Annotated in this window: 19 protein-coding genes and 1 other annotated feature; of the genes, 6 read left to right on the top strand and 13 right to left on the bottom strand. The window is 50.6% G+C overall.

Annotated elements, in window-relative coordinates:
• Positions 1-146 precede the first annotated feature (146 nt).
• The 3 genes from H8S80_RS04655 to H8S80_RS04645 all read right to left on the bottom strand — a co-directional run bounded on the left by H8S80_RS04655 (position 147) and on the right by H8S80_RS04645 (position 6,471).
• Complete coding sequence (locus H8S80_RS04655) at positions 147-701, bottom strand: DUF6933 domain-containing protein (protein ID WP_147338521.1); 555 nt, start codon at positions 699-701, stop codon at positions 147-149.
• Between the two features lie 219 nt (positions 702-920).
• Complete coding sequence (gene nifJ / locus H8S80_RS04650) at positions 921-4,457, bottom strand: pyruvate:ferredoxin (flavodoxin) oxidoreductase (protein WP_002600069.1); 3,537 nt, start codon at positions 4,455-4,457, stop codon at positions 921-923.
• 238 nt (positions 4,458-4,695) lie between these two features.
• A complete protein-coding gene (locus H8S80_RS04645; RefSeq protein WP_117630368.1) occupies positions 4,696-6,471 on the bottom strand; it encodes a VanW family protein in 1,776 nt (591 codons plus the stop codon).
• Positions 6,472-6,651: 180 nt separating this feature from the next.
• Here H8S80_RS04645 and H8S80_RS04640 point away from each other — a divergent pair, with 180 nt between their 5' ends.
• Positions 6,652-7,515 (top strand): PHP domain-containing protein, encoded by an 864-nt coding sequence (locus tag H8S80_RS04640; RefSeq protein WP_117630367.1) that lies wholly within the window; start codon positions 6,652-6,654, stop codon positions 7,513-7,515.
• 48 nt (positions 7,516-7,563) lie between these two features.
• Positions 7,564-7,818 carry a hypothetical protein gene (locus H8S80_RS04635; RefSeq protein ID WP_002600072.1) on the top strand — a complete coding sequence of 85 codons (255 nt, stop codon included), beginning with the start codon at positions 7,564-7,566 and terminating at the stop codon, positions 7,816-7,818.
• On the opposite strand, the gene H8S80_RS04630 is transcribed toward H8S80_RS04635, so the two are convergent.
• Positions 7,815-8,915 (bottom strand): P1 family peptidase, encoded by a 1,101-nt coding sequence (locus H8S80_RS04630; RefSeq protein WP_117630366.1) that lies wholly within the window; start codon positions 8,913-8,915, stop codon positions 7,815-7,817. The genes H8S80_RS04635 and H8S80_RS04630 overlap by 4 nt on opposite strands.
• A gap of 166 nt (positions 8,916-9,081) precedes the next feature.
• Here H8S80_RS04630 and H8S80_RS04625 point away from each other — a divergent pair, with 166 nt between their 5' ends.
• Positions 9,082-9,318 carry a hypothetical protein gene (locus H8S80_RS04625; RefSeq protein WP_002600074.1) on the top strand — a complete coding sequence of 79 codons (237 nt, stop codon included), beginning with the start codon at positions 9,082-9,084 and terminating at the stop codon, positions 9,316-9,318.
• 82 nt (positions 9,319-9,400) lie between these two features.
• Here the strand turns inward: H8S80_RS04625 and H8S80_RS04620 are convergent, their stop codons facing one another.
• The gene (locus tag H8S80_RS04620; protein WP_002600075.1) at positions 9,401-10,585 is read right to left on the bottom strand and encodes an AI-2E family transporter; all 1,185 of its coding nucleotides are present in this window, start codon (positions 10,583-10,585) and stop codon (positions 9,401-9,403) included.
• 4 nt (positions 10,586-10,589) lie between these two features.
• On the bottom strand, positions 10,590-11,750 hold the full coding sequence (locus tag H8S80_RS04615; RefSeq protein ID WP_002600076.1) for an alanyl-tRNA editing protein: 1,161 nt from the start codon (positions 11,748-11,750) through the stop codon (positions 10,590-10,592).
• A 153-nt stretch (positions 11,751-11,903) separates the two neighbouring features.
• Between H8S80_RS04615 and H8S80_RS04610 the strand changes: the two genes are divergently transcribed.
• A complete protein-coding gene (locus H8S80_RS04610; RefSeq protein WP_081034236.1) occupies positions 11,904-12,158 on the top strand; it encodes a keratin associated protein 6-2-like protein in 255 nt (84 codons plus the stop codon).
• A gap of 144 nt (positions 12,159-12,302) precedes the next feature.
• On the opposite strand, the gene H8S80_RS04605 is transcribed toward H8S80_RS04610, so the two are convergent.
• Positions 12,303-12,452: a hypothetical protein gene (locus tag H8S80_RS04605; protein WP_167437694.1), complete on the bottom strand. Its 150-nt coding sequence runs from the start codon at positions 12,450-12,452 to the stop codon at positions 12,303-12,305.
• Between the two features lie 74 nt (positions 12,453-12,526).
• Between H8S80_RS04605 and H8S80_RS04600 the strand changes: the two genes are divergently transcribed.
• On the top strand, positions 12,527-13,078 hold the full coding sequence (locus H8S80_RS04600; RefSeq protein WP_002600079.1) for a hypothetical protein: 552 nt from the start codon (positions 12,527-12,529) through the stop codon (positions 13,076-13,078).
• 38 nt (positions 13,079-13,116) lie between these two features.
• Positions 13,117-13,398 carry a hypothetical protein gene (locus H8S80_RS04595; protein WP_002600080.1) on the top strand — a complete coding sequence of 94 codons (282 nt, stop codon included), beginning with the start codon at positions 13,117-13,119 and terminating at the stop codon, positions 13,396-13,398.
• An 11-nt stretch (positions 13,399-13,409) separates the two neighbouring features.
• On the opposite strand, the gene H8S80_RS04590 is transcribed toward H8S80_RS04595, so the two are convergent.
• From H8S80_RS04590 to H8S80_RS04565, 6 genes are all read right to left on the bottom strand, one after another.
• Positions 13,410-14,216, bottom strand: coding sequence for a L,D-transpeptidase family protein (locus H8S80_RS04590; RefSeq protein WP_117630365.1), 807 nt, complete (start codon positions 14,214-14,216; stop codon positions 13,410-13,412).
• Positions 14,217-14,291: 75 nt separating this feature from the next.
• Positions 14,292-14,678, bottom strand: coding sequence for a hypothetical protein (locus H8S80_RS04585; protein ID WP_117630364.1), 387 nt, complete (start codon positions 14,676-14,678; stop codon positions 14,292-14,294).
• Positions 14,679-14,900: 222 nt separating this feature from the next.
• Complete coding sequence (gene leuS, locus H8S80_RS04580; protein ID WP_117630508.1) at positions 14,901-17,315, bottom strand: leucine--tRNA ligase; 2,415 nt, start codon at positions 17,313-17,315, stop codon at positions 14,901-14,903.
• Positions 17,316-17,542: 227 nt separating this feature from the next.
• Positions 17,543-17,791 (bottom strand) — a binding site (T-box leader).
• A gap of 76 nt (positions 17,792-17,867) precedes the next feature.
• Complete coding sequence (locus tag H8S80_RS04575; protein ID WP_002600084.1) at positions 17,868-18,773, bottom strand: CPBP family intramembrane glutamic endopeptidase; 906 nt, start codon at positions 18,771-18,773, stop codon at positions 17,868-17,870.
• Between the two features lie 167 nt (positions 18,774-18,940).
• Positions 18,941-21,043, bottom strand: a complete 2,103-nt coding sequence (locus tag H8S80_RS04570; RefSeq protein WP_002600085.1) for an elongation factor G — start codon at positions 21,041-21,043, stop codon at positions 18,941-18,943.
• Between the two features lie 118 nt (positions 21,044-21,161).
• Positions 21,162-21,416 (bottom strand): hypothetical protein, encoded by a 255-nt coding sequence (locus tag H8S80_RS04565; protein ID WP_002600086.1) that lies wholly within the window; start codon positions 21,414-21,416, stop codon positions 21,162-21,164.
• Positions 21,417-21,420: the final 4 nt, after the last annotated feature.

The raw sequence follows: 21,420 nt of genomic DNA, 5'->3' as shown, positions 1-21,420 counted from the left end.
GCTACATCAACATAATTTACACGCAGTGCGAAGAATTTGCAAGCGAAATTTTTCCATTTTACCCTGTATTTTTCCATTTTCGTGAAATTTATCACATTACACAAAATATCCGCCGAATCCGCCCAAAATATAGGACTTCTTTCGTGTCACTTCACGATCCCCAGCCGCCTCATATCCAGCTCTAAGTATTCCAGGGGAGTGAGGCGTTCCCTGACTCCGGCTGCTGACAGGCCGCCGCCGTTTCCGAAACCGGCAGCCCGGAGAACGCCGCTGTTTGCAAACCGGCAGTGGGCCTTCTGATACTGCGCTTCCCGATCGGTCTCCACAGGCGCTGCCCAGAGAAAATCCATGATCCTGTTTAACGCGGCCACCGGCCGTCTCCCATGCGTCTTTGTCACGGTAACTGCCCCGGCCTTCCGGAAATACGCGTCCGTTTCCTGTTCCGTATACCCCTCCGCCAGGAATCCCGTTCTGATCCCCTGCGCCGCTGCTTCCGTATAGTTGTCCCATTCCCAGGCACTCAGATTACAGAGCACCACCGTATAGCAGTTGGAGGCATTGACTGCCGTCAGCGCCCGGCCTCCCTGAAGCACAATCCCGTGTAACTCCCAGCAGTAGCACAGCTCCCTCTCACTCCCGTAAAATGGGGCAGGTATCTTCAGCTGTCTCTGCAAAGGGATCGTAATCCCAAATTCCATCATCACTCCTCCAATCTTAATAAAAGTCCGGCATGACACATTTTCCTACAAAAAAGAGTCCGGCTCGCCAGGCTCTCGCGCCGGAGCGCGGTCGCTTCAGCGGCCATACTTCCTTAGCGCGGAGTGCGCATCCTCCCGGAGGTTTTTTATTTCATAGGACGAACTTTCCTGTGAAATGAAAAAAACGCCCGGGCATACCACCCGGGCGCAGTCCTTCAAATCTTATTTATCACCATACAGTGTAACAAGCTTTGTCAGATAATCATATCTTTCCTTCGCATCTGCCTCGTTCTTAGCGAACAGATCAGCTGCTCTCTCAGGATTCTTCATAGCTAAGGAAGCGTAACGAACCTCGCCCTTTAAGAATTCCTGATAATCTCCTGTCGGAGCCTTGCTGTCCAGAGAGAATTTCTTCTCAGCAGCCGGGTTGAAACGGAAGTTATTCCAGTATCCACACTCAACAGCCAGTTTCTCTTCTGTCTGAGCCTTGCTCATGCCCTTCTTGATACCATGGTTGATACATGGAGCGTAAGCAATGATTAAGGACGGTCCCGGATAAGCCTCTGCCTCTGCAATAGCCTTAACGGTCTGTGCATAGTCAGCACCCATGGAGATCTGTGCTACGTATACATAGCCATAGCTCATTGCGATGCTTGCAAGGTCTTTCTTCTTAACTTCCTTACCGCCGGCAGCGAACTGTGCAACAGCGCCTGTCTTGGTAGCCTTGGAAGCCTGTCCGCCTGTGTTGGAGTAAACCTCTGTATCGTATACCATGATGTTGATATCCTTGCCGCTTGCAAGAACGTGGTCAACACCGCCGAATCCGATATCGTAAGCCCAGCCGTCACCACCGAATACCCACTGGGATTTCTTTCCTAAGAAATCTTTGTCTTTCACGATGGCTTTGCAGGTCTCACAGTCACAGCCTTCTAATGCAGCAACTAACTTATCGGTTGCAGCACCGTTGGTTGCGCCGCATGTAAAGGTATCTAAGTATTCCTTGCATGCTGCTTTCACTTCCTCAGAAGCTGCTTCAGAGTTCATAACGGACTCAACTTTTGCCTTTAAGCCGTCTCTGATTGCGTTCTGAGCTAATAACATACCGTAACCGAACTCAGCGTTATCCTCGAATAAGGAGTTGGACCATGCAGGACCCTGTCCCTTTTCGTTTACTGTGTAAGGTGTGGACGGTGAAGAGTTGCCCCAGATAGAAGAACATCCGGTTGCGTTGGCGATGTACATTCTGTCACCGAATAACTGGGTAATTAATTTTGCGTAAGGAGTCTCGCCACAGCCCGCACATGCGCCTGAGAATTCAAGTAATGGCTGTTTGAACTGGCTTCCCTTAACGGTGGTAGGTTTGAATTTGTCGATAACTTCCTGCTTGATCGGAAGAGTCTGACCGAAGTCATATACCTTCTGAGATTCTGCGTAGTTTGCTTCCATGTTGACCATGGTAAGAGCCTTCTCGCCCTTCTTGCCAGGACATACGTTCGCACAGGAGCCGCATCCGGTACAGTCAAGAGCGGATACTGTCATGGAGAACTTGTAGCCAGGCATGCCTGTCATATCAAGCATCTTTGTTCCTTCTGGAGCCTGTGCAGCCTCTTCAGCTGTCATGGCAACCGGACGGATTACTGCATGAGGACAAACGTATGCACAGAAGTTACACTGGATACAGTTGTCTGGATTCCAGTTAGGAATATTAACAGCGATACCACGTTTCTCATACGCGGAAGAACCGGATGGTGTGGAACCGTCTACATACTCTGTAAATGCGGATACTGGTAAGGAATCGCCCTCCTGAGCGCTGACCTTAGCCTGGATGTTGTTCACGAAGTCTACAACGTCCTTGCGGCCGCTGGCTGCGTGAGTCATGTCAAGACCTTCGTCTCCGCAGGACTTCCAGCTCTCCGGAACCTCTACCTTAACAACGCCCTTAGCGCCTGCATCGATCGCTGCCCAGTTCTTCATAACAACGTCTTCGCCCTTACGTCCGTAGGTAGCCTTTGCAGCTGCCTTCATCAGTTCATTTGCCTTCTCAGCAGGAATGATTCCTGTCAGCTCGAAGAATGCGGACTGTAAGATTGTGTTGATACGTGTCGGGCCCATGCCGGTTTCGATACCGATCTTGACACCGTCGATGGTATAGAGGTTGATGTTGTGATCAGCGATGAACTTCTTAACCTGTCCAGGTAAATGCTTCTCAAGGCCTTCTGCATCCCATGGGCAGTTCAGTAAGAATGTACCGCCGTCCACTAATTCCTGAACCATGTTGTACTTACGTACATAGGACGGATTGTGGCATGCTACGAAGTTTGCCTTATGAATTAAATAGGTAGACTTAATCGGCTTATGTCCGAAACGTAAGTGGGACATGGTAACACCGCCGGACTTCTTGGAGTCATAATCGAAGTAAGCCTGTGCGTACATATCTGTGTTGTCACCGATGATCTTGATGGAGTTCTTGTTAGCACCTACCGTACCGTCGGCGCCAAGACCCCAGAACTTACAGTTGGTTGTTCCTTCCGGAGTAGTAACCAGAGGTGCACCTGTCTCAAGAGATAAATGAGTAACATCATCGTTGATGCCAATGGTGAAAGGTGTCTTTGTCTCGTTATCGAATACAGCAACGATCTGAGCCGGTGTTGTATCCTTGGAGCCTAAGCCGTAACGTCCGGTTAAGATCTTAACCTGATCGAACTTGGTTCCTCTTAAAGCTGCCACTACATCTAAGTATAACGGCTCGCCAAGGGATCCTGGCTCTTTTGTTCTGTCTAATACGGAGATCGTCTTAACGGTATCCGGGATTGCTTCAACAAGAGCGTCTGCGCAGAATGGTCTGTAAAGACGAACCTTCACAACGCCAACCTTCTGTCCCCGTGCTACCATGTAGTCGATGGTCTCTTCGATTGTATCGTTTACGGAACCCATGGATACGATTACGTGCTCTGCATCCGGAGCGCCGTAGTAGTTGAACAGCTTATAATCGGTACCGATCTTAGCATTGACCTTGTCCATGTATTTCTGAACGATAGCCGGTAATGCTTCGTAATATGGATTACATGCTTCTCTTGCCTGGAAGAAGATATCCGGGTTCTGAGCAGAACCTCTCTGGCAGGGATGGTTTGGATTTAATGCATGACGACGGAACTCGTCCACGGAGTCCATGTCAACCATCTCTTTTAAATCTTCGTAATCCCAGGTCTCCACCTTCTGGATCTCATGAGATGTACGGAAACCGTCAAAGAAGTTGATGAACGGAACTTTTCCTTCAAGAGCTGCCATATGTGCAACAGGAGTTAAATCCATAACTTCCTGAACGCTGGATTCGCATAACATTGCGCAGCCGGTCTGACGGCATGCGTATACGTCGGAGTGGTCACCAAAGATTGATAAAGCATGGCTTGCAACTGCACGTGCGGAAACGTTGAATACACCCGGTAACTGCTCGCCTGCGATTTTATAAAGGTTCGGGATCATTAATAACAGACCCTGGGATGCGGTGTAGGTGGTGGTCAGCGCACCTGCAGATAAGGATCCGTGAACAGCACCTGCTGCACCTGCCTCAGACTGCATCTCTGTAATCTGTACTGTATGACCGAAGATATTGGTTCTTCCGTCGGTTGCCCATTCATCTGAAGCTTCCGCCATAGGTGAGGATGGGGTAATCGGATAGATAGCCGCTACATCAGTAAATGCATAAGATGCATGTGCTGCTGCGTGGTTTCCATCCATGGTTTTCATTTTTCTTGCCATTTTGATTTCCTCCTACAAATGTGAATATTGTATAGTTTGGTTCCCCGAAGGGATAGTGACCTGTTTACTATTATAACAATTATTTAACAAATTGCAAATAAGAAAAATGGAAAATTACGTACTATTTTAGGAACAATTCCGCGAAACACCGGGAACTGCCCGCTGCAGGCGGCCGCCTGTCGTTTTTAGGGCAGAAAAAGGACCGGATAAAAATTTTATCCGGTCCATAAATCGTCCTTTAGCTCAGCGGGCTCGGCGGAACTACGTTCTGCCCCGAGCTGTTTCCGCCCGGCCCCTCCGGCTGTACCGCCTGGGTCGTGGTTGGCTGGGCTGCCGATGTCGGCTGCTCTCCCGGTCCCTGTCCGGGTACCGTATCGGGCTGTGCCGTAGTCGGCTGGGTCGGCGCTGTCGTCGCCGGAGTATCCGTCCCGCCGGAAGGTGATGTCTCTCCCTCCGAGGTGGCGATGGTGCTGGCTCCTGAAGACGACTCATCCGTGGCAGGAACTACCACGCCTGATGTGTTGCGCTTGATTGTCGCGGGCTTGCCGCGGTATGTGCTGTTGTGGAAGAACTCGTCGCTTACCACGACGCCGTCCTTTTTCGTCACCATGTTCGTCACCCAGCGGCTTCCCTTTGTCTCCGCCTTGACGATCTTCTCTTCTCCCGGCTGAAGGGTCTGGTCCTCTTCGTAAACCGGCGCCGGAGCATCCAGTTCCGCCGTCTTCTTGGAGGTCATGGAAAGTGTAACTCCCTTTTCCAGAATCGGGATTCCCACAACGGAAATCTTCAGCTGCCGGTCTGCAAAGCTGGCTCTGAGGGCAATTGCCGTCGAAGAGGTGTTGATAAATTTCATATCGGGTCCGCCGAAGCTTACCATGGCGTCCTCACCCGGCGTTACGTAAGAGGGCTCATAGCTGTGCGCATGGCGCTCTGTCGTCGTAAGACCGGAGAAAATGACTGCGTTGTAGAGTGTGGAGGAAACCTGGCATACGCCGCCGCCCGGCTCTTCCACCAGTTCGCCGTTTACATAGGCACCGGCCGGCCGGTACCCCTTGGCCTCGGAACGCTCTCCCGTGGCCTTATTGAAAGAAAATTCCTCGCCCGGCTGTAAGATCAGGCCGTTAAGCGCTTCGGCAGCCAGTTCGATGTTCTTGTTTCTGTCCTTGTTGGCCGTGGTCGTTGTGCTATAGGTTCCAATCACCTGATACAGCTCCTTGGCCTGTGCCTCCGTGATCTCCGGAGCCGTCTCCTTGCCGGTGGCTTCAATCACAGCGCTGAAATTTTTATCCTTTAACTGAGCCAGAATATCGGAAACCAGCTTCTCCTGGTCGATCACCAGACCGTTCTGCTCTCCCGAGTAGATAAACTTCCCTGCTTCCTTGTCGAAACCGGATACGGAACCGTTCTTGGCCTTCACGTCCCACTTGGCGGCGGCCTTTTTGGCCTCTTCCGCGGCCGCTTCGTCCAGTCCGTTCATATCCAGGGTATAGCTTTCCTTCGGTTCGCCCGTATAGATATCTCCTAAAAGGGAATCCACCTTCGTCTCCAGTAAATCGGTGACCTCATACGTATCATCCTTATACGTAATCTTCATGCCCCACTCATACTTGTCCAGAATCGCCTTTTTTGCCTGTTCTCTGGACATTCCGGTGATGGAGATCCCATCTACGGAAACCTCCTTCTGAAGCTCCGGCTCCGGCTGGCTCGTCGTCTCGCCCGTCTCCACCTCGGCAGGCCTGCTTCCTACGAACTTCACTGCCGCCATAATCACGATCACGGCAACCACCGCGATAATGATCCCCAGCAGAATCTTCGTGATATCATACTGCGGACGCTTCTTCCGCTTTGAACCCCTTCCCGAACCGCCCCGCGGCTGGTAGGAACTCTTATATCTTGAGGACTGGCCCCTGCTTCCCTGGCTTGTCTTTCTGGAAGCTCCCGTTCCTGTCTTCCGTGTTCCCTGAGAGGAATAAGATCTTGATGTTCCACTCTGTCTGTTGCCTGTCTGACTCATCTATTTCACCTTTTCACATGATAGTGTATATTACATTGAGTAGTATACCATACTTTGTGGGAAATGCTATTACAAATTTATGAATTTTCTTAATTATTTTTCGTCGTTTTTCTACATTTTACAGAACGTAAAAAACATGTTACTATAGTATTACTAAAGTATTTCAAATTGGAGGTAATTATGGAACTCATCGATCTGCACGTTCATTCTAACGCCTCGGATGGCACGCTCACCCCGGCCGCCGTCGTCGCTCTCGCAGTGGAAAAAGAACTGACCGCCATCGCTCTGACCGACCACGACACCATCGCCGGCATCCCGCAGGCCATAGAGGCCGCCCGCGGCCTTCCCATCGAAATCATTCCCGGCATCGAGCTCTCCTGCCACTACGAGGGGGAAGAGATCCACGTTCTGGGACTGTATGTAAATCCGGACGATCCCGCATTTCTCCGGGAAACCGACCGTCTCCTCATACTCCGCGAGAAACGCAACGACGAGATGATCCGCCGTTTTTCGGAGGACGGCATGGTACTGACCAGGGAAGAGCTCACCGCCGGCAATCCCGATACGGTCATCACGAGGGCCCATTTCGCCCGCGTCCTGATGGAAAAAGGATATGTCTCCTCCATGGACCAGGCATTTAAAAAGTATTTAAAATACGGCGGCCGCTGGTGTCCAAAGAAAGAGACCATCGAGCCCTCCTACGCGCTCCGGATCCTGACCGACTGCGGAGCGTCTCCGGTCCTTGCCCATCCGTACCAGTACCATCTCGGCGATGCAAGGCTGGAAGCACTGGTCGCTTCCTTAAAAGAAGATGGACTGGCCGGCCTGGAAGTCTACCACTCGTCCAACAATCAGTACGAAAGCGGGAAGCTCAAGAAACTGGCCGTCAAATACGGTCTGTTCCCCACCGGCGGCTCCGACTTTCACGGGGCCAACAAGCCGGATATCGACATCGGATGCGGCCGCGGCAATCTGCGCATCTCCGCACTGCTTCTGGACGACATCAAGCAGGCGCGGGCCAAGAACATAAATTCAAGAGCATAAATTCAAGAACATAAATTCAAGAATATAAATATAGAAAGGATTTTTATTATGGAAGAATTATACAGAACCATCGAAGAAACGATCAAAACCTCCGGCTGCCCGTTCCCTGCCGACGGAGAAGAGATTTACAATGAAATCTGCGACGAGATCGAAAACAGGGAACCGGGTGCCTACGTCTTTTTCTCTAAGAAGACGGATGATACATTTTTTGAATACAGACTTCAGATTTTTGAGGACAACTTTAACTTAAGCAGCATCGATATCCATATCGCGGACAAGAACTACCACGTTGATTTCGATTAATTTGTCGAATCTGCCGCCTGATCTGCCGCTGCCTGATCTACTGCCGCCTGATCCGCGGTGCTGAGCCCTGACAGCCATAAGTCCGTCAGGGAGTATCGTATCTCCCCCTGATAGCCGACTGTTGTCGACGCCATGGCCAGCGAATTTAATACTGCTTCTTCCACAGCTTCCGCCGCGGCCGTAAAGGCCGTGTCCAGGAGGCTTTCTTTTAAGATCCGGATGGTCAGGATCTCCGGATCCCTCTCTTCCGAAATCCGGTTTGCCGTCGTAAAACCGATCATTATGTCGCCGCTCCCGTGTCCCATGAAGGATCCGGTCCGGCTGAGCCCTACTCCGGCTCTCTTAATCACCCGCTTTAGCTGCCGGTCGGAAAGCGGCAAATCTGTCGCAATCACAGTCATGATGGATCCCCGGTCCAGCAAAGCCGGCTTCGTCTTCTTCTCCAGTTCTCTTCCCACCATCTCCCCGCAGATCATTAAATTCTTCGTGCTTCCAAAATTCGACTGCACCAGCGCGCCGACCGTATACATCTTTCCTCCAAGCGGAAACTGCCTGGACGCGGAACCGATACCGCCCTTTAAGCCGAAGCAGACGGTTCCCGTTCCGGCGCCGACAGCGCCCTCTTCAAAATCCCGTTTCGCCTCCCGGACCGCCGTCCGAACCTCCTCTAAACCGATGATCCGCTCTTTTATCAGATTTAAGCCGGAATCGTTGCACTCTCCCACCACCGGATTGATGGTGGTGACCTGGATTCCCTCCCTCTCACACTGCTCCGACATCATGTCGACCACCGCGTCATGCACCTTGCCCACATTGAGTGTATTGGTCAACGCGATAAATGTCTCTAACGTCCCCAGCTCTTCAATCTGAACCAGCCCCTGGCTCTTTCCGAAGCCGTTGTGGATGTAGGCGGCTGCTGTCAGCTTGTTTTTATAGGGGTTGTCTTCACACGGCAGAATCACCGTGACTCCCGTCTTGTGCTCCGCCGTATTCACGGTGGCATGGCCCACCGTCACGCCTGCAACATCGGTAATCTTATTGAGGGGTCCCGGCTCCATTTCGCCCGGAATAATCCCGTATGCGCGGATTCTTTTCATCACGCTTTCCTTTCCAATGCGTATTTTCTGTTCTTATTATACATAAAAGTGACCGGCTGACCGGCATTTTCGGAATTTTTTCACCTTGTATCCCGGAAAAAACGTTGTTATAATCTAGACGTAGGAAATGGTAAAGCTACATAGAATTCCCAAAGGAGGAATCATCATGAAAATTCAGAACATCTCTGACGTAGAAAAATTTTTCCAGGTTATCGACCAGTGCAAGGGGACCATCGAACTCGTATCCGCAGAAGGTGACCGTATTAATTTAAAGTCCAAATTAAGCCAGTACCTCTCCATGGCATCCATCTTTTCCAACGGCTATATCAATGAGCTGGAACTGGTAGCCCATGAGCCGGAAGACGTAGAGCGCCTGATCAAGTACATGTATCAGGGTGAATAAAAACCTGGCCGGCATATGAAAATCCCGCCGGATAAAGCAGCCGGAAGCAGACCGATTTTATCGTTCTGCTTCCGGCTTTTTATCATTTTGCGCGTCCGGGCTCCGGCTCCGGCTGCGCCTTCGCCTTTCCACGGTTCTTTTTCTGCTCCTGGTTTTTCGTTTCCAGTCTCGCGTAAACCGTTCCGCGGAGCAGAGAATACAGGACGGAACAGAGCGGAATAAAGATCAGCATGCCGGCGATTCCCATGGCGCTGCCGCCGATGGTAACCGCAACGAGTACCCAGATGGACGGAAGTCCCACCGAGTTGCCCACCACATGGGGATAGATTAAGTTTCCTTCGATCTGCTGAAGGATGAAGAACACCGCCACAAACAGAAGTGCATCGAGCGGCTTCACCATCAGCATCAGGAACGCTCCGATCACGCAGCCGATAAACGCTCCAAATATGGGAATCAGCGCGGTAAACGCGATCAGCACTCCGACTAACAGCGCATAGGGCAGCCGCAGAACGGACAGTGTGATGAAGAACATGGTTCCCAGAATCACTGCCTCGAAGCACTGACCGGTCAGGAAATGGGAAAATGTATTGTATGCCAGATCTGCAACTGACAAAATATTTTCCGTGATCCGGTCCGGCAGAAACGCCCGCATCAGCTTCTTCATCTGAGCCGAAAGCGTCTCCTTCTGAAGCAGAATATAGATCGCGAATACCAGGGCGATTCCAAAGGTAGTCACGCCGCTGACGATGGAGACCGCCGCCGTGATCGTTGAATTCAGCACGGTGCTGGCTCCTGAGGAGAGGAATCCGATCACATCCTCGGAGAAGGATTTCCAGTCAATCTGGATACCATTGATATAATCCAGGATTTCCGGATTCTGGGCGAATAAGTCTTCCGCCCCCTTCTTCACCCCTGCCAGGAAAACCGGTATACTGTTCTGCAGACTCATAAATGTCTCGAACAGCTGTGGCATGACGACGAAAATGACTAAAAGCAGCAGGCCTACCACAAACAGCAGGGTAAGAACCAGGCCGATCGGACGGCGCAGTCTGTTGTTTTCCTTCATGGGAAGCAATTTCTCAATCCTGCGCATGGGGACGTTTAAGATAAACGCCATGACTCCGCCCAGTAAAAACGGTGAGATGAACCCGAAAATCATCATAAACACCGCAAAAACACGCCGGTAGTTCACGCCGATCACCACGACCGCCACGGTAAATACGATAAGCCATCGCAGCTTCTTTATGTTGCTGTCATTTAATTCCATAAATTTACTCCTTTACCTGTTCTGTAAATGTTTCCAGAATCTCCTGTTTCGCTGCCTGAAAGGTGCCCTGGGCCATCAGGGAGCTTCCGCCGCCTTTTCCGTTTAATTCTTTGTTTAAGTATTTGCTCAGTTCCCGCATGTCAAAACTGCTGCTTCCTGCCGCATACTGGTAGCTGCCTTCCGTACCGGAGCAGACCAGGACCACGCTTCCTCTGCCGCCCTCATAGAGCATGGTGCAGTACTGGCGAAGCTGAATCGGCGCCAGCCCCTCCTCGAATACCGCCAGAGGCTTTTGGCTGGGCTCAAGCTGTTCCATTCTGGCCGCAAACAGTTCCTGATACAGCTGGTTGATCTTCCCATCCTTCATACCGCTTTCACTCTTTAACTTCTCCACGGTTTCCGTGACTTTCTCCGGCTTGGCTGAAAGCAGCACGGACAGCTCCGTCACCGTCTTCTGTTTCTTCTGGTAATCCTTAAGGGCGTCCATACCGCAGAGCATGGAAACCCGGATACCGCCTTTGTAGTGAATCATGCCGGTGATCTTAAAGATGCCGATCTCTCCGGTGGTCATGACATGGGTGCCGCAGCATGCGCAGACATCGCCGTCCGGAATCTCGATGATCCGCACCTGTCCGGTCAGCTCCTTCTTGCTTCTGTACTCCATGGCGTCCAGCTCCCCGGCGGTTGGATACAGCTCCAGAACCGGCAGATTCTCTGCGATTTTCCGGTTGACCTCATTTTCTACCGCCTCCAGCTCTTCTGCCGTGAGCACTCCGTTAAAGTCAACGGTCACCTCTTCGCTTCCCATATGAAATCCCACATTATCGAACCCATACTTTTTATGTACCAGTCCCGAAAATATATGTTCTCCCGAATGGTTCTGCATGTATCCGAACCGTCTCTCCCAATCGATGGTACCTGTAACGGCTGTCCCTGCCTCTAAGGGTCCGTCGGTCTCGTGAATAATCTCCCCCGCCTTTTCATGGACATCCAGTACCTTCACGGATCCCAGGCTTCCGGTATCTCCGGGCTGACCGCCGCCCTCCGGATAGAAGCCTGTCCGGTCCAGAGTCACCTGGAATCTGCCGTTCTTCCCCGGCCGGCAGTCTGTCACCACCGCCTCGAACGATTTTACATAGGGCCGTCTATAATATAATTTCTCCATATAATCTACCTCTTTTCCCGTTTGTAACTAATTATACACAAGTATTGGATAAGTTCAATCATATGAATTCTAAAATTTTACGAAAAATGTGGAAACAGTGGCAAGCAGGGTCACATACATTTAAGTGTAAACAATTTATTTGGAGGAACAAATATGAGTGATCTGGCAGCAACAAATTGTGGATGTGGATGTGGCTGTGAATGCAACAATGGAGGAAGTGGATGCAACTTTATCTGGTTGATCCTGATTCTGTGCTGCTGCGGCGGCGGTGGTTTCGGAGGCGGCTGCGGTTGCGGCGGCGGAAGTAACTGCGGCTGTGGCTGTGGCGGAAGCAACGGATGTGATTTCATCTGGATCATCCTTCTTCTGTGCTGCTGTGGCGGCGGCGGTGGTGGATTCTGCTGCTAATACATGCAGAGAAAACATTTCCACGAAACATAAAGACTGCGGTCCGGATATTCCGGGCCGCAGTTTTTTGGTGTAACAGGGCAATTTCCTGTTACACCAAAATCCCTCCTGGCAGGCTGTGCGCTCCAGGCAGGCGGCGGTATATCACCGCCTCTGATTCTTCTCCTGCCCCGGCGCGGCCAGCGGATTTTCTCCATTTCCCCCGCGGCCGGGATTTCTGCCCTGTTTTCTCTTTACGCACTCGTCGTCAATTTCATATACTGCATTGCCATCTATAATTAAACGATTTCTCATGTTTATCACTCTCCTGTAATACTAATATATGCGGCCGCATATATTGTCAACAAGAAAAGTAAGGATATCATGTTATGAACAACGAAAAAAATTCCCAGCCAGTCGACCTGGATTCCTTAATCGGTGATAACCATTTACAGATGATGAAGGCCGCCCTTCCCTATATGAGCGTGACCGAGCAGCGTTTTATCTCTCTCTTTGTCAAATTCAATGAGCTTCGCCGCACCGTAAAGCTGTTTGAGGACGAGGAGGTGGCTGCCATGGGCATCTGCTCCACAGGAGAAGACACCGAGAAGCCGGCTTCCCCCATCGATATGCTAGGTGCCATCAAACCGTTTGCTACACCGACAGAACAGGATCTAATCGATCTGATCATGAACTTTTTCCAGGGCTTTAAGCTGGCAGGAGCAGTATCCGACGCGGTTCCCGGGTCCATGGTACCGGATCCCGAGCCCACTGAAAATACGGCCAGGCAGGCACAGTCACAGACACCGCCTCCTCACCGCTCCGGCGGACCGTTCGGACGCATGTCCTTCGATCAGATCAAGAACTTTATTCCTCAGGAGCAGCAGTCCCGTCTGGAGACCATGCAGCTCATGATGTCTGCCATGCAGCAGATGAACTAATTCACCGCTACATACAAAGAAAGGAAGTTTACCGCCCTATGAATACCAACTGGAAACAGGATCCCCGCTTAAAAGGCATGAACCAACAGAAACTTGAGCTGCTGACTACATTCGCCCAGGAGGTAGAATCCGCGCCGAAGGAACAGCTGATGTCCACGATCCTCACTCTCAATTTAAAGGCCAATGAAAAAGGCATCCATTTTTCCGATCAGGAGACGGAGCTGCTCGTCTCGATCTTAAGCGGGGGAATGAGCCCCGCCGAACGGAAACGCATGGATACCTTACGCATGATTTCTAAAAATTTGTCAAAACGGAAATAAGACTCACGCCATTACTCCTGCTCCAACTGGCTGATATCGGAAACAATGACAATCCTGGTCTCTTCATCGACGCTCGTCACCAGCTTTTTCATGTACTCCTCGGACACCTTGACACAGCCCGAGGTTCCGATGTCAGCCGCTCCATTCATGCAGTGCAGAAAGATGGCGGAACCCTTCCCAGGCACGCGGTCACTGTTGTAGTCGAGCGCCAGTCCATAGTTGTAGAACGGAACCATGGCGGCCATATGCTCCGCCGACTTCCAGTCTTTTTTTGTGCTGCTGGAATCCACCAGCTGGTTATAATGGCTGCTGCCAGGATCATCCACCCAGTAATCGGTATCCGTCAGCTGGTGATACGGCAGAATACTGCCCGGATTTTCCTTCACGCCAAAGGCCATGGTAAAACGGTACGTTCCGAGGGGAGTCTTCTTATCCCCTTCCTTCTTATCGCCCGTCGCTCCGTTCTTTCCATATCTCCCCGCAGTCACAAATTCTTCCGTCCAGATGCCCTTCTCATCCTTCGTATGATAGGAAAGCCTGATATCCGCCTCCCCCTGTCCCACCACCAGGATCAGACTGTCCGTTTCCGAGGCGGCCGGTATATTTCCCATAAGTTCCTGCTCCTTAGCAGACTCCTCTGTGTTGATATCCTTCAGGCCGATTCCAGGACCTGTCTCCTCTTTTCCGTTTATCCCATCCACGGCCTGTCCAGCCAAACGTCCATCTGTCTGACCGTATACAGCCGTTCCGGCGGCGCCGGCGTACGCAAAAAGGACCGCCCCTGTTATGACCAGCAAATATTTCTGATATCGTCTCATTCGTAAATTCCTCCGATTATCATATCTTATGCTGTCATTATACACGGTACGGTCCCTTTTGTCATGCCTGAACGGCTATTTTAATCTTACAACATGCTGACAATATATGTACACATTCTTAATTTTTTTAGCCTGCTCTCCTTCTTCCCCCAAAATGATCGGCTGTGTGCCGGATGGTGTAATGTACAGCTTAAATGCAATTCCATCCTGACCTACCTTCATCTGCCTGACCGGACGGTACTCGAACGTCCTGCGCTCGATTCCCAGATATTCGTAAATGGCATTCTCCAAATCCTTGTCTTCAAAGCATTTGGCAATATCCTCTTCCGCATTCATATCCAGAATAGCTTTCGCTTCATCAAACTTCAGATTTGTAAACCGGAAATCCCCGTCTCCCAGTATATAGGCCAGAGTCTCATTATCAAGAAGCAACAATGGGTAACCTACGCTCGACTGCTCCATAAAATACCTCCTTATCTCCGTTTATTATAACAAATTTCTCAATTATCTGCTATTACTATTATCATATCTATTTTTCTTTCATTTGTCAATATTTTCTGATTCTTTTGTATTTGTTCGTTAATTATCAAACTATTATGTTTGATTTATTCTCACAGCAGGAATCAAAGCAAAAATCACAGCAAAAGACACCCTTCGGCTGCCGCCTCCGGGTGTCTGTAACTGCTATTTGCAAACAATATTGATAATTCTTCCAGGAACATAGATTTCCTTGACAATCGTCCCAGTCAATTTGTCCATAACCAGCGCCTTGCCGGCCTCGATCGCATCCTCTTTGGCTGTACCGGCCGGAAGCGTTACGACCGCTTTCGTCTTTCCATTCACCTGCACGGCCACGGAAATCTCATCTTCCTTCATGGCTTCCTCATCGCATACCGGCCACTGGGCATGGAATACCGTATCGCTTCCTCCCAGCTGCTGCCACAATTCCTCCCCGATATGAGGTGCGAACGGTGCAAGCAGAATCACAAAGGTGCGGAGCGTCTCCCTGTCGATTCCTCCGGTCTTCTTCGCCAGCTCGATGAATTTGTTGTTATACTCCATAAATCCGGAGATTACCGTGTTTAAGTTGAACTGGTTAAACCGCTGTTCGATATCAAAGATCAGCTTATTGCGGAGACGCACCATCTCTCTCGTCGGTTCGGTCTCCTTATCCTTGCTGTCCATGACGAGATTCCAGAAACGGTTTAAGAAACGGCTGACGCCTTCGATTCCTCTGTCGTCCCATTCCGCGTCCAACTCCGGCGGACCGACGAAGAGTTCGTACATTCTCAGGGAATCACAGCCGTAATCACGGACCAGTTCATCCGGAGATACTACATTTCCCTTGGATTTGCTCATCTTGATACCGTTCTTGCCGGTGATCATGCCCTGGTTAAACAGCTTTGTAAACGGTTCGTCGAAATCGATGACGCCGATATCACAGAGGAATTTCGTGTAGAACCTGGAGTAGAGCAGATGAAGCACCGCGTGCTCCACGCCTCCGATATACATATCGACAGGAAGATATTTATCCGCCTTTTCGCGAGAAACAAGCTCCTTCTCGTTATGGCTGTCCACATAGCGCAGGAAGTACCAGGAGGAACCGGCCCACTGCGGCATGGTGTTCGTTTCCCGCCTGGCCGGAGCGCCGCAGACCGGACAGGTGGTGTTCACCCACTCGTCGATGGCAGCCAGCGGAGATTCTCCCGTTCCCGTCGGCTGATAGCTTTCCACCTCCGGCAGAGTTAAGGGAAGCTGATCCTCCGGAACCGGGACATTGCCGCAGTGCGGACAGTGGATAATCGGAATCGGTTCGCCCCAGTAGCGCTGTCTCGAAAATACCCAGTCGCGCAGCTTGTAATTGACCGTTTTCTTACCGATTCCACGCTCTTCAATCATCACGGGGGCTTCCTTCTTTAAGACGGAAGACTCCATTCCGTTCCACTCGCCGGAATTGATCATAATTCCGCTCGCCTCAGTATAGGCCTGTGTCATATGCCCGATCTCCACTCCGTCTTTCGCAATAACCTGAATAATCGGAAGATCGAATTTCTTTGCAAATTCAAAGTCTCTGTCGTCGTGAGCCGGCACGCACATGATGGCTCCCGTGCCGTAATCGGCCAGCACATAGTCGGAGAGCCAGATCGGCACCTTTGCACCATTTATCGGGTTGACGGCGTAGCTGCCCGTAAATACACCCGTTTTTTCCTTATCCTGAAGACGGTCCACATTCGACTTCATGGAGGCTTCATAGATATACTTCTCTACCGCCTCCTTCGTCTCCGGCACGGCGAGACCGGCCGCCAGCTCATGCTCCGGGGCCAGTACCATGAAGGTCGCGCCGTACAGCGTATCCGGCCTGGTCGTATAGACTTTAATCGCTTCTTCCCGTCCGTCCACTTTGAAATCCACTTCTGCGCCGTAGGACTTGCCGATCCACTCTGTCTGCATCTTCTTGACCTTCTCCGGCCAGTCCAGCTTATCCAGGTCATCCAGCAGCCGGTCCGCGTAGGCGGTAATCTTTAACATCCACTGCCTTAAGTTTTTCTTCGTAACCGGTGTCTGGCAGCGTTCACAGCAGCCGTTCACCACCTCTTCGTTGGCAAGGCCTGTCTTACAGGAGGGGCACCAGTTAATCGGGAATTCCTTCTCATAGGCCAGCCCCTTCTTAAACATCTGTACGAAGATCCACTGCGTCCATTTATAGAATCCGGGGTCGGTCGTGTTGACCTCCATATCCCAGTCATATACCGCGGCGATCTCATTGATCTGACGCTTGATGTTGGCTACATTCTCAGCCGTGGATTTGGCCGGATGAACGCCCATCTTGATCGCATAGTTTTCCGCCGGAAGGCCAAAGGCATCCCAGCCCATCGGATGGATGACGTAGTGTCCCTTTAAAATCTGATACCTGCTCCAGACGTCGGAGATCACATATCCCCTCCAGTGTCCCACATGAAGTCCGCTCCCCGACGGATACGGAAACATATCGAGACAGTAATACTTCGGTTTCTTCCCGTCATTGATATTTACGGGATTCTTTTTCCAGTTTTCGCGCCACTTCTTTTCAATTGCGCTGTGATTGTATGATGATGCCATAACAAACCATTCTCCTTCCTGATAAAAAACTAAATCCGGCTCCCTGGAATTCCGCAAAATACAGAGTCCGGCGAGCAGGACTCTCGCGCCGGAGCGCGGCCGCTTCAGCGGCCATACTTCCTTAGCGCGGAGTGCCCAGCCTCCCGGAGGTTTTTTTATTTCATAGGACAAACTTTCCAATGAAATAAAAAACGCGTCTCCACCGTCCAGGCCGTTCAGGCCATAACGATAGAGACGCGGATTCCTTCCACGCGGTACCACTCTATTTCATACAGAAGCTGTATGCACTTATCGGATACGCATTCATATCCTTCCCCCGATAACGGCTGGGATGCCGGCCGCACCTACACAAAAGCAGCGCTTCCTTCAGTGAGCAACTCCAAGGCGAGTTCAGCCATCCTTCCCAACCGGCTCGCACCATACGCCGGCTCTCTGCATGTTCCAGACCGCTTACTGTTCCTCTTCACAGTATTTATGCTAACTATGAATGTATCACACTTGTCGGAACGTGTCAACCGCTATTTATCATTTCCCTGCAACTCCCACTCCCGCTTAGGAAAACAGAAACAGTCCCACGGAGACAAAGAAAAAGAGGATCATGCCCAGATTTAAAAACAGGGTCTCGAACCGCCTTCCTCTCGGGATCGCCAGCATCGCGGGTTTTAAGCGGATCTCACGGCGGTAAAGGATCAGGAATACGACTCCCAGTACAACGGCCGCGATCATGAAGATGCCATAGGCCATGGCAAACCAGATATTATCCGCTGCATGAAGCGCTACGATCGACCCCATAAAATTAATCACCGCATGGAATATTATGGTATAACGAAGCTTTCCTGTGTTGATGTAGACGTATGCAAACACGACGCCCAGCCCAAAGGCATAGAAAAACTGATAGAAATTCCCATGGCTGAGCCCGAATAAGACTCCCGACAGAATGATAGCCACCCGGTCGCCGTAATGAGCCACCCGGTCGATCAGCAGCTTCCGGTACAGAAGCTCCTCAAATATGGGAGCGGCCACCACCGTCAACAGGAAAATTACCCACGTATCCAGATTCTCGATCAGCTCGTTTACCGGATTTAAGAGAGGCTTGCCCTGGATTCCATTCACGATGCTCATGAGGACGGTTCCTATAATATTTCCGATGTACATAATGCTGATGCAGGCAAAAAAAGCGACCACCAGCCGCCCAGCGCCGAACGGCTGCCTCTGAGGCCTGCACGGCGTTCTCATGTCTTTCACAATGAGCCAGCATATCAGCGTTCCGAACAAATACATGGGAATCGAGCCCAGGAGCACGATCCACGTATTCCAGTCCCCCTTCCACCCCATTTTTTCAAGAACTCCGAGTATCAGCCCCGCCTCCGCCTGTACCATAAGTCCCACCAGCAGAAAGGCCGCGTATCCCACTCCGAGCCTTGAACACGTTTTCTTTATTTCTCTTAAGTAATCCATCCGGTCACTACCTCCTGACTCTTCTTACCATCACGTTTCCAAGTTTATCACATCTGTCTCATGTTGACAAGAAATCTCAGGGGAAAGGAGAAAACCTGCGCAGGCCGGGAACGAAAATGAGGCGGAACGAGTTTCCGTTCCGCCTCTCATTATCTTTATTCTTTTTCTTATGCCTCGGTTCTGTCAACCTTGGAAGCACGCTCTTCCACTTCACGCTTCTGAACATCGCCAGGAGCCTGCTCGTAGCGGCTGAACTCATATTCATACGTTCCCATACCGCCTGTCATGGAGCGGAGGTCTGTATTGTATCCAAACAGCTCAGACATCGGAACATCGGCTTCGATGATCTGCTTGCCGTTATGGTTGGAATTCATCCCCAGTACACGGCCGCGTCTGCGGTTTAAGTCACCCATAACATCACCGGTGAACTTATCCGGAACAGTAACCTTTAAGGAGGCAATCGGCTCTAACAGAACCGGGTTCGCTTCCATAAAGCCCTTCTTAAACGCCAGGGTGGCCGCCATCTTAAACGCCATCTCGGAGGAGTCTACCGGGTGGTAGGAGCCGTCTGTCAGCGTCGCCTTCAGTCCGACAACCGGATAGGCTGCGAGAGGTCCTCTTAAGATACACTCTGCAACACCCTTTTCAACAGCCGGGAAGTAGTTCTTCGGAACAGCGCCGCCGAATACAGTCTCCTCGAATACGTAAGGTGTCTCTAAATCGCCGGATGGCTCAAAGGTCATCTTAACGTCGCCAAACTGTCCATGTCCGCCTGACTGCTTCTTATACCTTCCCTGAACCTCAACTTTCTTTCTGATGGTCTCACGGAACGCAAATTTCGGTTTGCTTAACTCGATCTCTACTTTATAGCGGTTTAACAGCTTGCTGACTACAACGTCCAGCTGCTGATCACCGATTCCGTATAACAGGGACTGATGGTTCTCTGTATCGGTAACTGCCTTTAAGGTCCAGTCTTCTTCTGTCAGCTTCGACAATGCGCTGGATACCTTGTCATCATCGCCCTTTGTCTTCGGTTTGTAACGCATATACGTATACGGCGTGGAAATCTCCGGCTTATGGTATACGATCGGCGCGGAACGGAGCGCAATGGTATCTCCCGTCTGGGTTACGGATAACTTGGATACGGCGCCGATATCGCCGGCCTTTAATTCCGGAACCTCGATCACGTCTTTTCCTCTGAGCAGATAGATCTTTCCGATCTTCTCCTCTGTATCCTTGTTTACGTTATAGATATTGGAATCCGGTTTTAAGGTACCGGTACAAATCTTCATCAGAGAGTATTTGCCGATAAACGGGTCCACAATCGTCTTAAATACACGGGCGGAAAGTGATACGTTATCGTTATATTTGGCCGTAAAGCGCTCTCCTGTGGATACGTCCACACCGATACACTCGTAACGGTCTGGAGTCGGGAAGTACTTGTCGATTCCCTGAAGCACCATCTTCGCACCCTGTGCGTTAATGCCGGAGCCCAGCATAACCGGTACGATATTACCTTCTATTACATGTTCCCGAAGTGCAGAAGAAATCTCTTCCTGAGTGAACTCATCGCCTGAGAAGTAGCGTTCCATATACTCTTCGCTCGTCTCCGCAACAGCCTCCATCAGCGCTTCACGCGCAATCCCCAGGTTCTTCTGTGAATATTCAGGAATCTCACATTCTTCATAGTCACTGTTCACCGTGAATCTGCGGCCCGCCATCTTTACGACGTTGACAAATCCCACGAACTTTTCATTCTCACGAATCGGAAGATGGAACGGTGCAATCTTTCTGCCGAACTCTTTTTCCAGTCTCAGCAGCAGTTCACGGTAGCTTGCATGATCGTCATCCATATTCGTTACAAAAATAATACGCGGCAGCTTATACTTTTCACAAAGTTCCCATGCCTTATATGTACCAACCTCTATGCCTGCCTTGCAGTTCACTACGATAACCGCGGCGTCTGCAACGCTGATTGCTTCTTCTACTTCACCAACAAAATCGAAATAACCCGGCGTATCCAGCAAGTTAATCTTGATCGGACCGTCTTCACCCTGATACTCCAGCGGAATCAGAGTTGTGGAAATGGAGAACTGTCTCTTAATCTCTTCCTTATCATAATCGCTGATGGTGTTTCCATCGGTGATCTTTCCCATTCTGCTGACAGCTCCTGTAATCAGTGCCATCGCCTCTGCGAGTGTCGTCTTACCCGCGCCTCCGTGGCCGAGTAATACAACGTTACGGATTTGTTTGGTTCCATACACGTTCATAAACATTCCTCCTGTTCAGTATTTAAGTCTATGAGGATATTTTACTAAAAGTGTCGGAAAATTGCAAGTAGAATGTGCATTTTGCACAAATAATTTTACTTGTCAAAATATGGGTTTCCTACAGGGCCGGACACCAGGCGGCCTGGGGTCTGCTTTCTCCTTTAAAATCAAGGAAAGACGCGTGATACGGGGCTTCATTCTGCTCCGCTTCGTTGGCTCTGTTCCATATCTTTAAGGCGGCCTGCAGAGTGATCTCCACATCATGATAGTAATAGATACCGGCCTGAGTATGAGAAACCACGTCCTCAATCAATAGCCTGGCATCCTGGTTTTCAAACAGAACTTCATTTAAATTATTCCTCGTCAGCTTCATAGTA

The sequence above is a fragment of the Hungatella sp. L36 genome (assembly GCF_014288035.1).
Note: the sequence above shows the minus strand (reverse complement) of the source record. Positions and strands in the feature narration are given on the sequence as shown.

Coding starts and splice junctions, on each gene's coding strand:
- H8S80_RS04655 (WP_147338521.1), bottom strand. CDS start 701: ATGATGGAATTTGGGATTACGATCCCTTTGCAGAGACAGCTGAAGATA.
- nifJ (WP_002600069.1), bottom strand. CDS start 4,457: ATGGCAAGAAAAATGAAAACCATGGATGGAAACCACGCAGCAGCACAT.
- H8S80_RS04645 (WP_117630368.1), bottom strand. CDS start 6,471: ATGAGTCAGACAGGCAACAGACAGAGTGGAACATCAAGATCTTATTCC.
- H8S80_RS04640 (WP_117630367.1), top strand. CDS start 6,652: ATGGAACTCATCGATCTGCACGTTCATTCTAACGCCTCGGATGGCACG.
- H8S80_RS04635 (WP_002600072.1), top strand. CDS start 7,564: ATGGAAGAATTATACAGAACCATCGAAGAAACGATCAAAACCTCCGGC.
- H8S80_RS04630 (WP_117630366.1), bottom strand. CDS start 8,915: ATGAAAAGAATCCGCGCATACGGGATTATTCCGGGCGAAATGGAGCCG.
- H8S80_RS04625 (WP_002600074.1), top strand. CDS start 9,082: ATGAAAATTCAGAACATCTCTGACGTAGAAAAATTTTTCCAGGTTATC.
- H8S80_RS04620 (WP_002600075.1), bottom strand. CDS start 10,585: ATGGAATTAAATGACAGCAACATAAAGAAGCTGCGATGGCTTATCGTA.
- H8S80_RS04615 (WP_002600076.1), bottom strand. CDS start 11,750: ATGGAGAAATTATATTATAGACGGCCCTATGTAAAATCGTTCGAGGCG.
- H8S80_RS04610 (WP_081034236.1), top strand. CDS start 11,904: ATGAGTGATCTGGCAGCAACAAATTGTGGATGTGGATGTGGCTGTGAA.
- H8S80_RS04605 (WP_167437694.1), bottom strand. CDS start 12,452: ATGAGAAATCGTTTAATTATAGATGGCAATGCAGTATATGAAATTGAC.
- H8S80_RS04600 (WP_002600079.1), top strand. CDS start 12,527: ATGAACAACGAAAAAAATTCCCAGCCAGTCGACCTGGATTCCTTAATC.
- H8S80_RS04595 (WP_002600080.1), top strand. CDS start 13,117: ATGAATACCAACTGGAAACAGGATCCCCGCTTAAAAGGCATGAACCAA.
- H8S80_RS04590 (WP_117630365.1), bottom strand. CDS start 14,216: ATGAGACGATATCAGAAATATTTGCTGGTCATAACAGGGGCGGTCCTT.
- H8S80_RS04585 (WP_117630364.1), bottom strand. CDS start 14,678: ATGGAGCAGTCGAGCGTAGGTTACCCATTGTTGCTTCTTGATAATGAG.
- leuS (WP_117630508.1), bottom strand. CDS start 17,315: ATGGCATCATCATACAATCACAGCGCAATTGAAAAGAAGTGGCGCGAA.
- H8S80_RS04575 (WP_002600084.1), bottom strand. CDS start 18,773: ATGGATTACTTAAGAGAAATAAAGAAAACGTGTTCAAGGCTCGGAGTG.
- H8S80_RS04570 (WP_002600085.1), bottom strand. CDS start 21,043: ATGAACGTGTATGGAACCAAACAAATCCGTAACGTTGTATTACTCGGC.
- H8S80_RS04565 (WP_002600086.1), bottom strand. CDS start 21,416: ATGAAGCTGACGAGGAATAATTTAAATGAAGTTCTGTTTGAAAACCAG.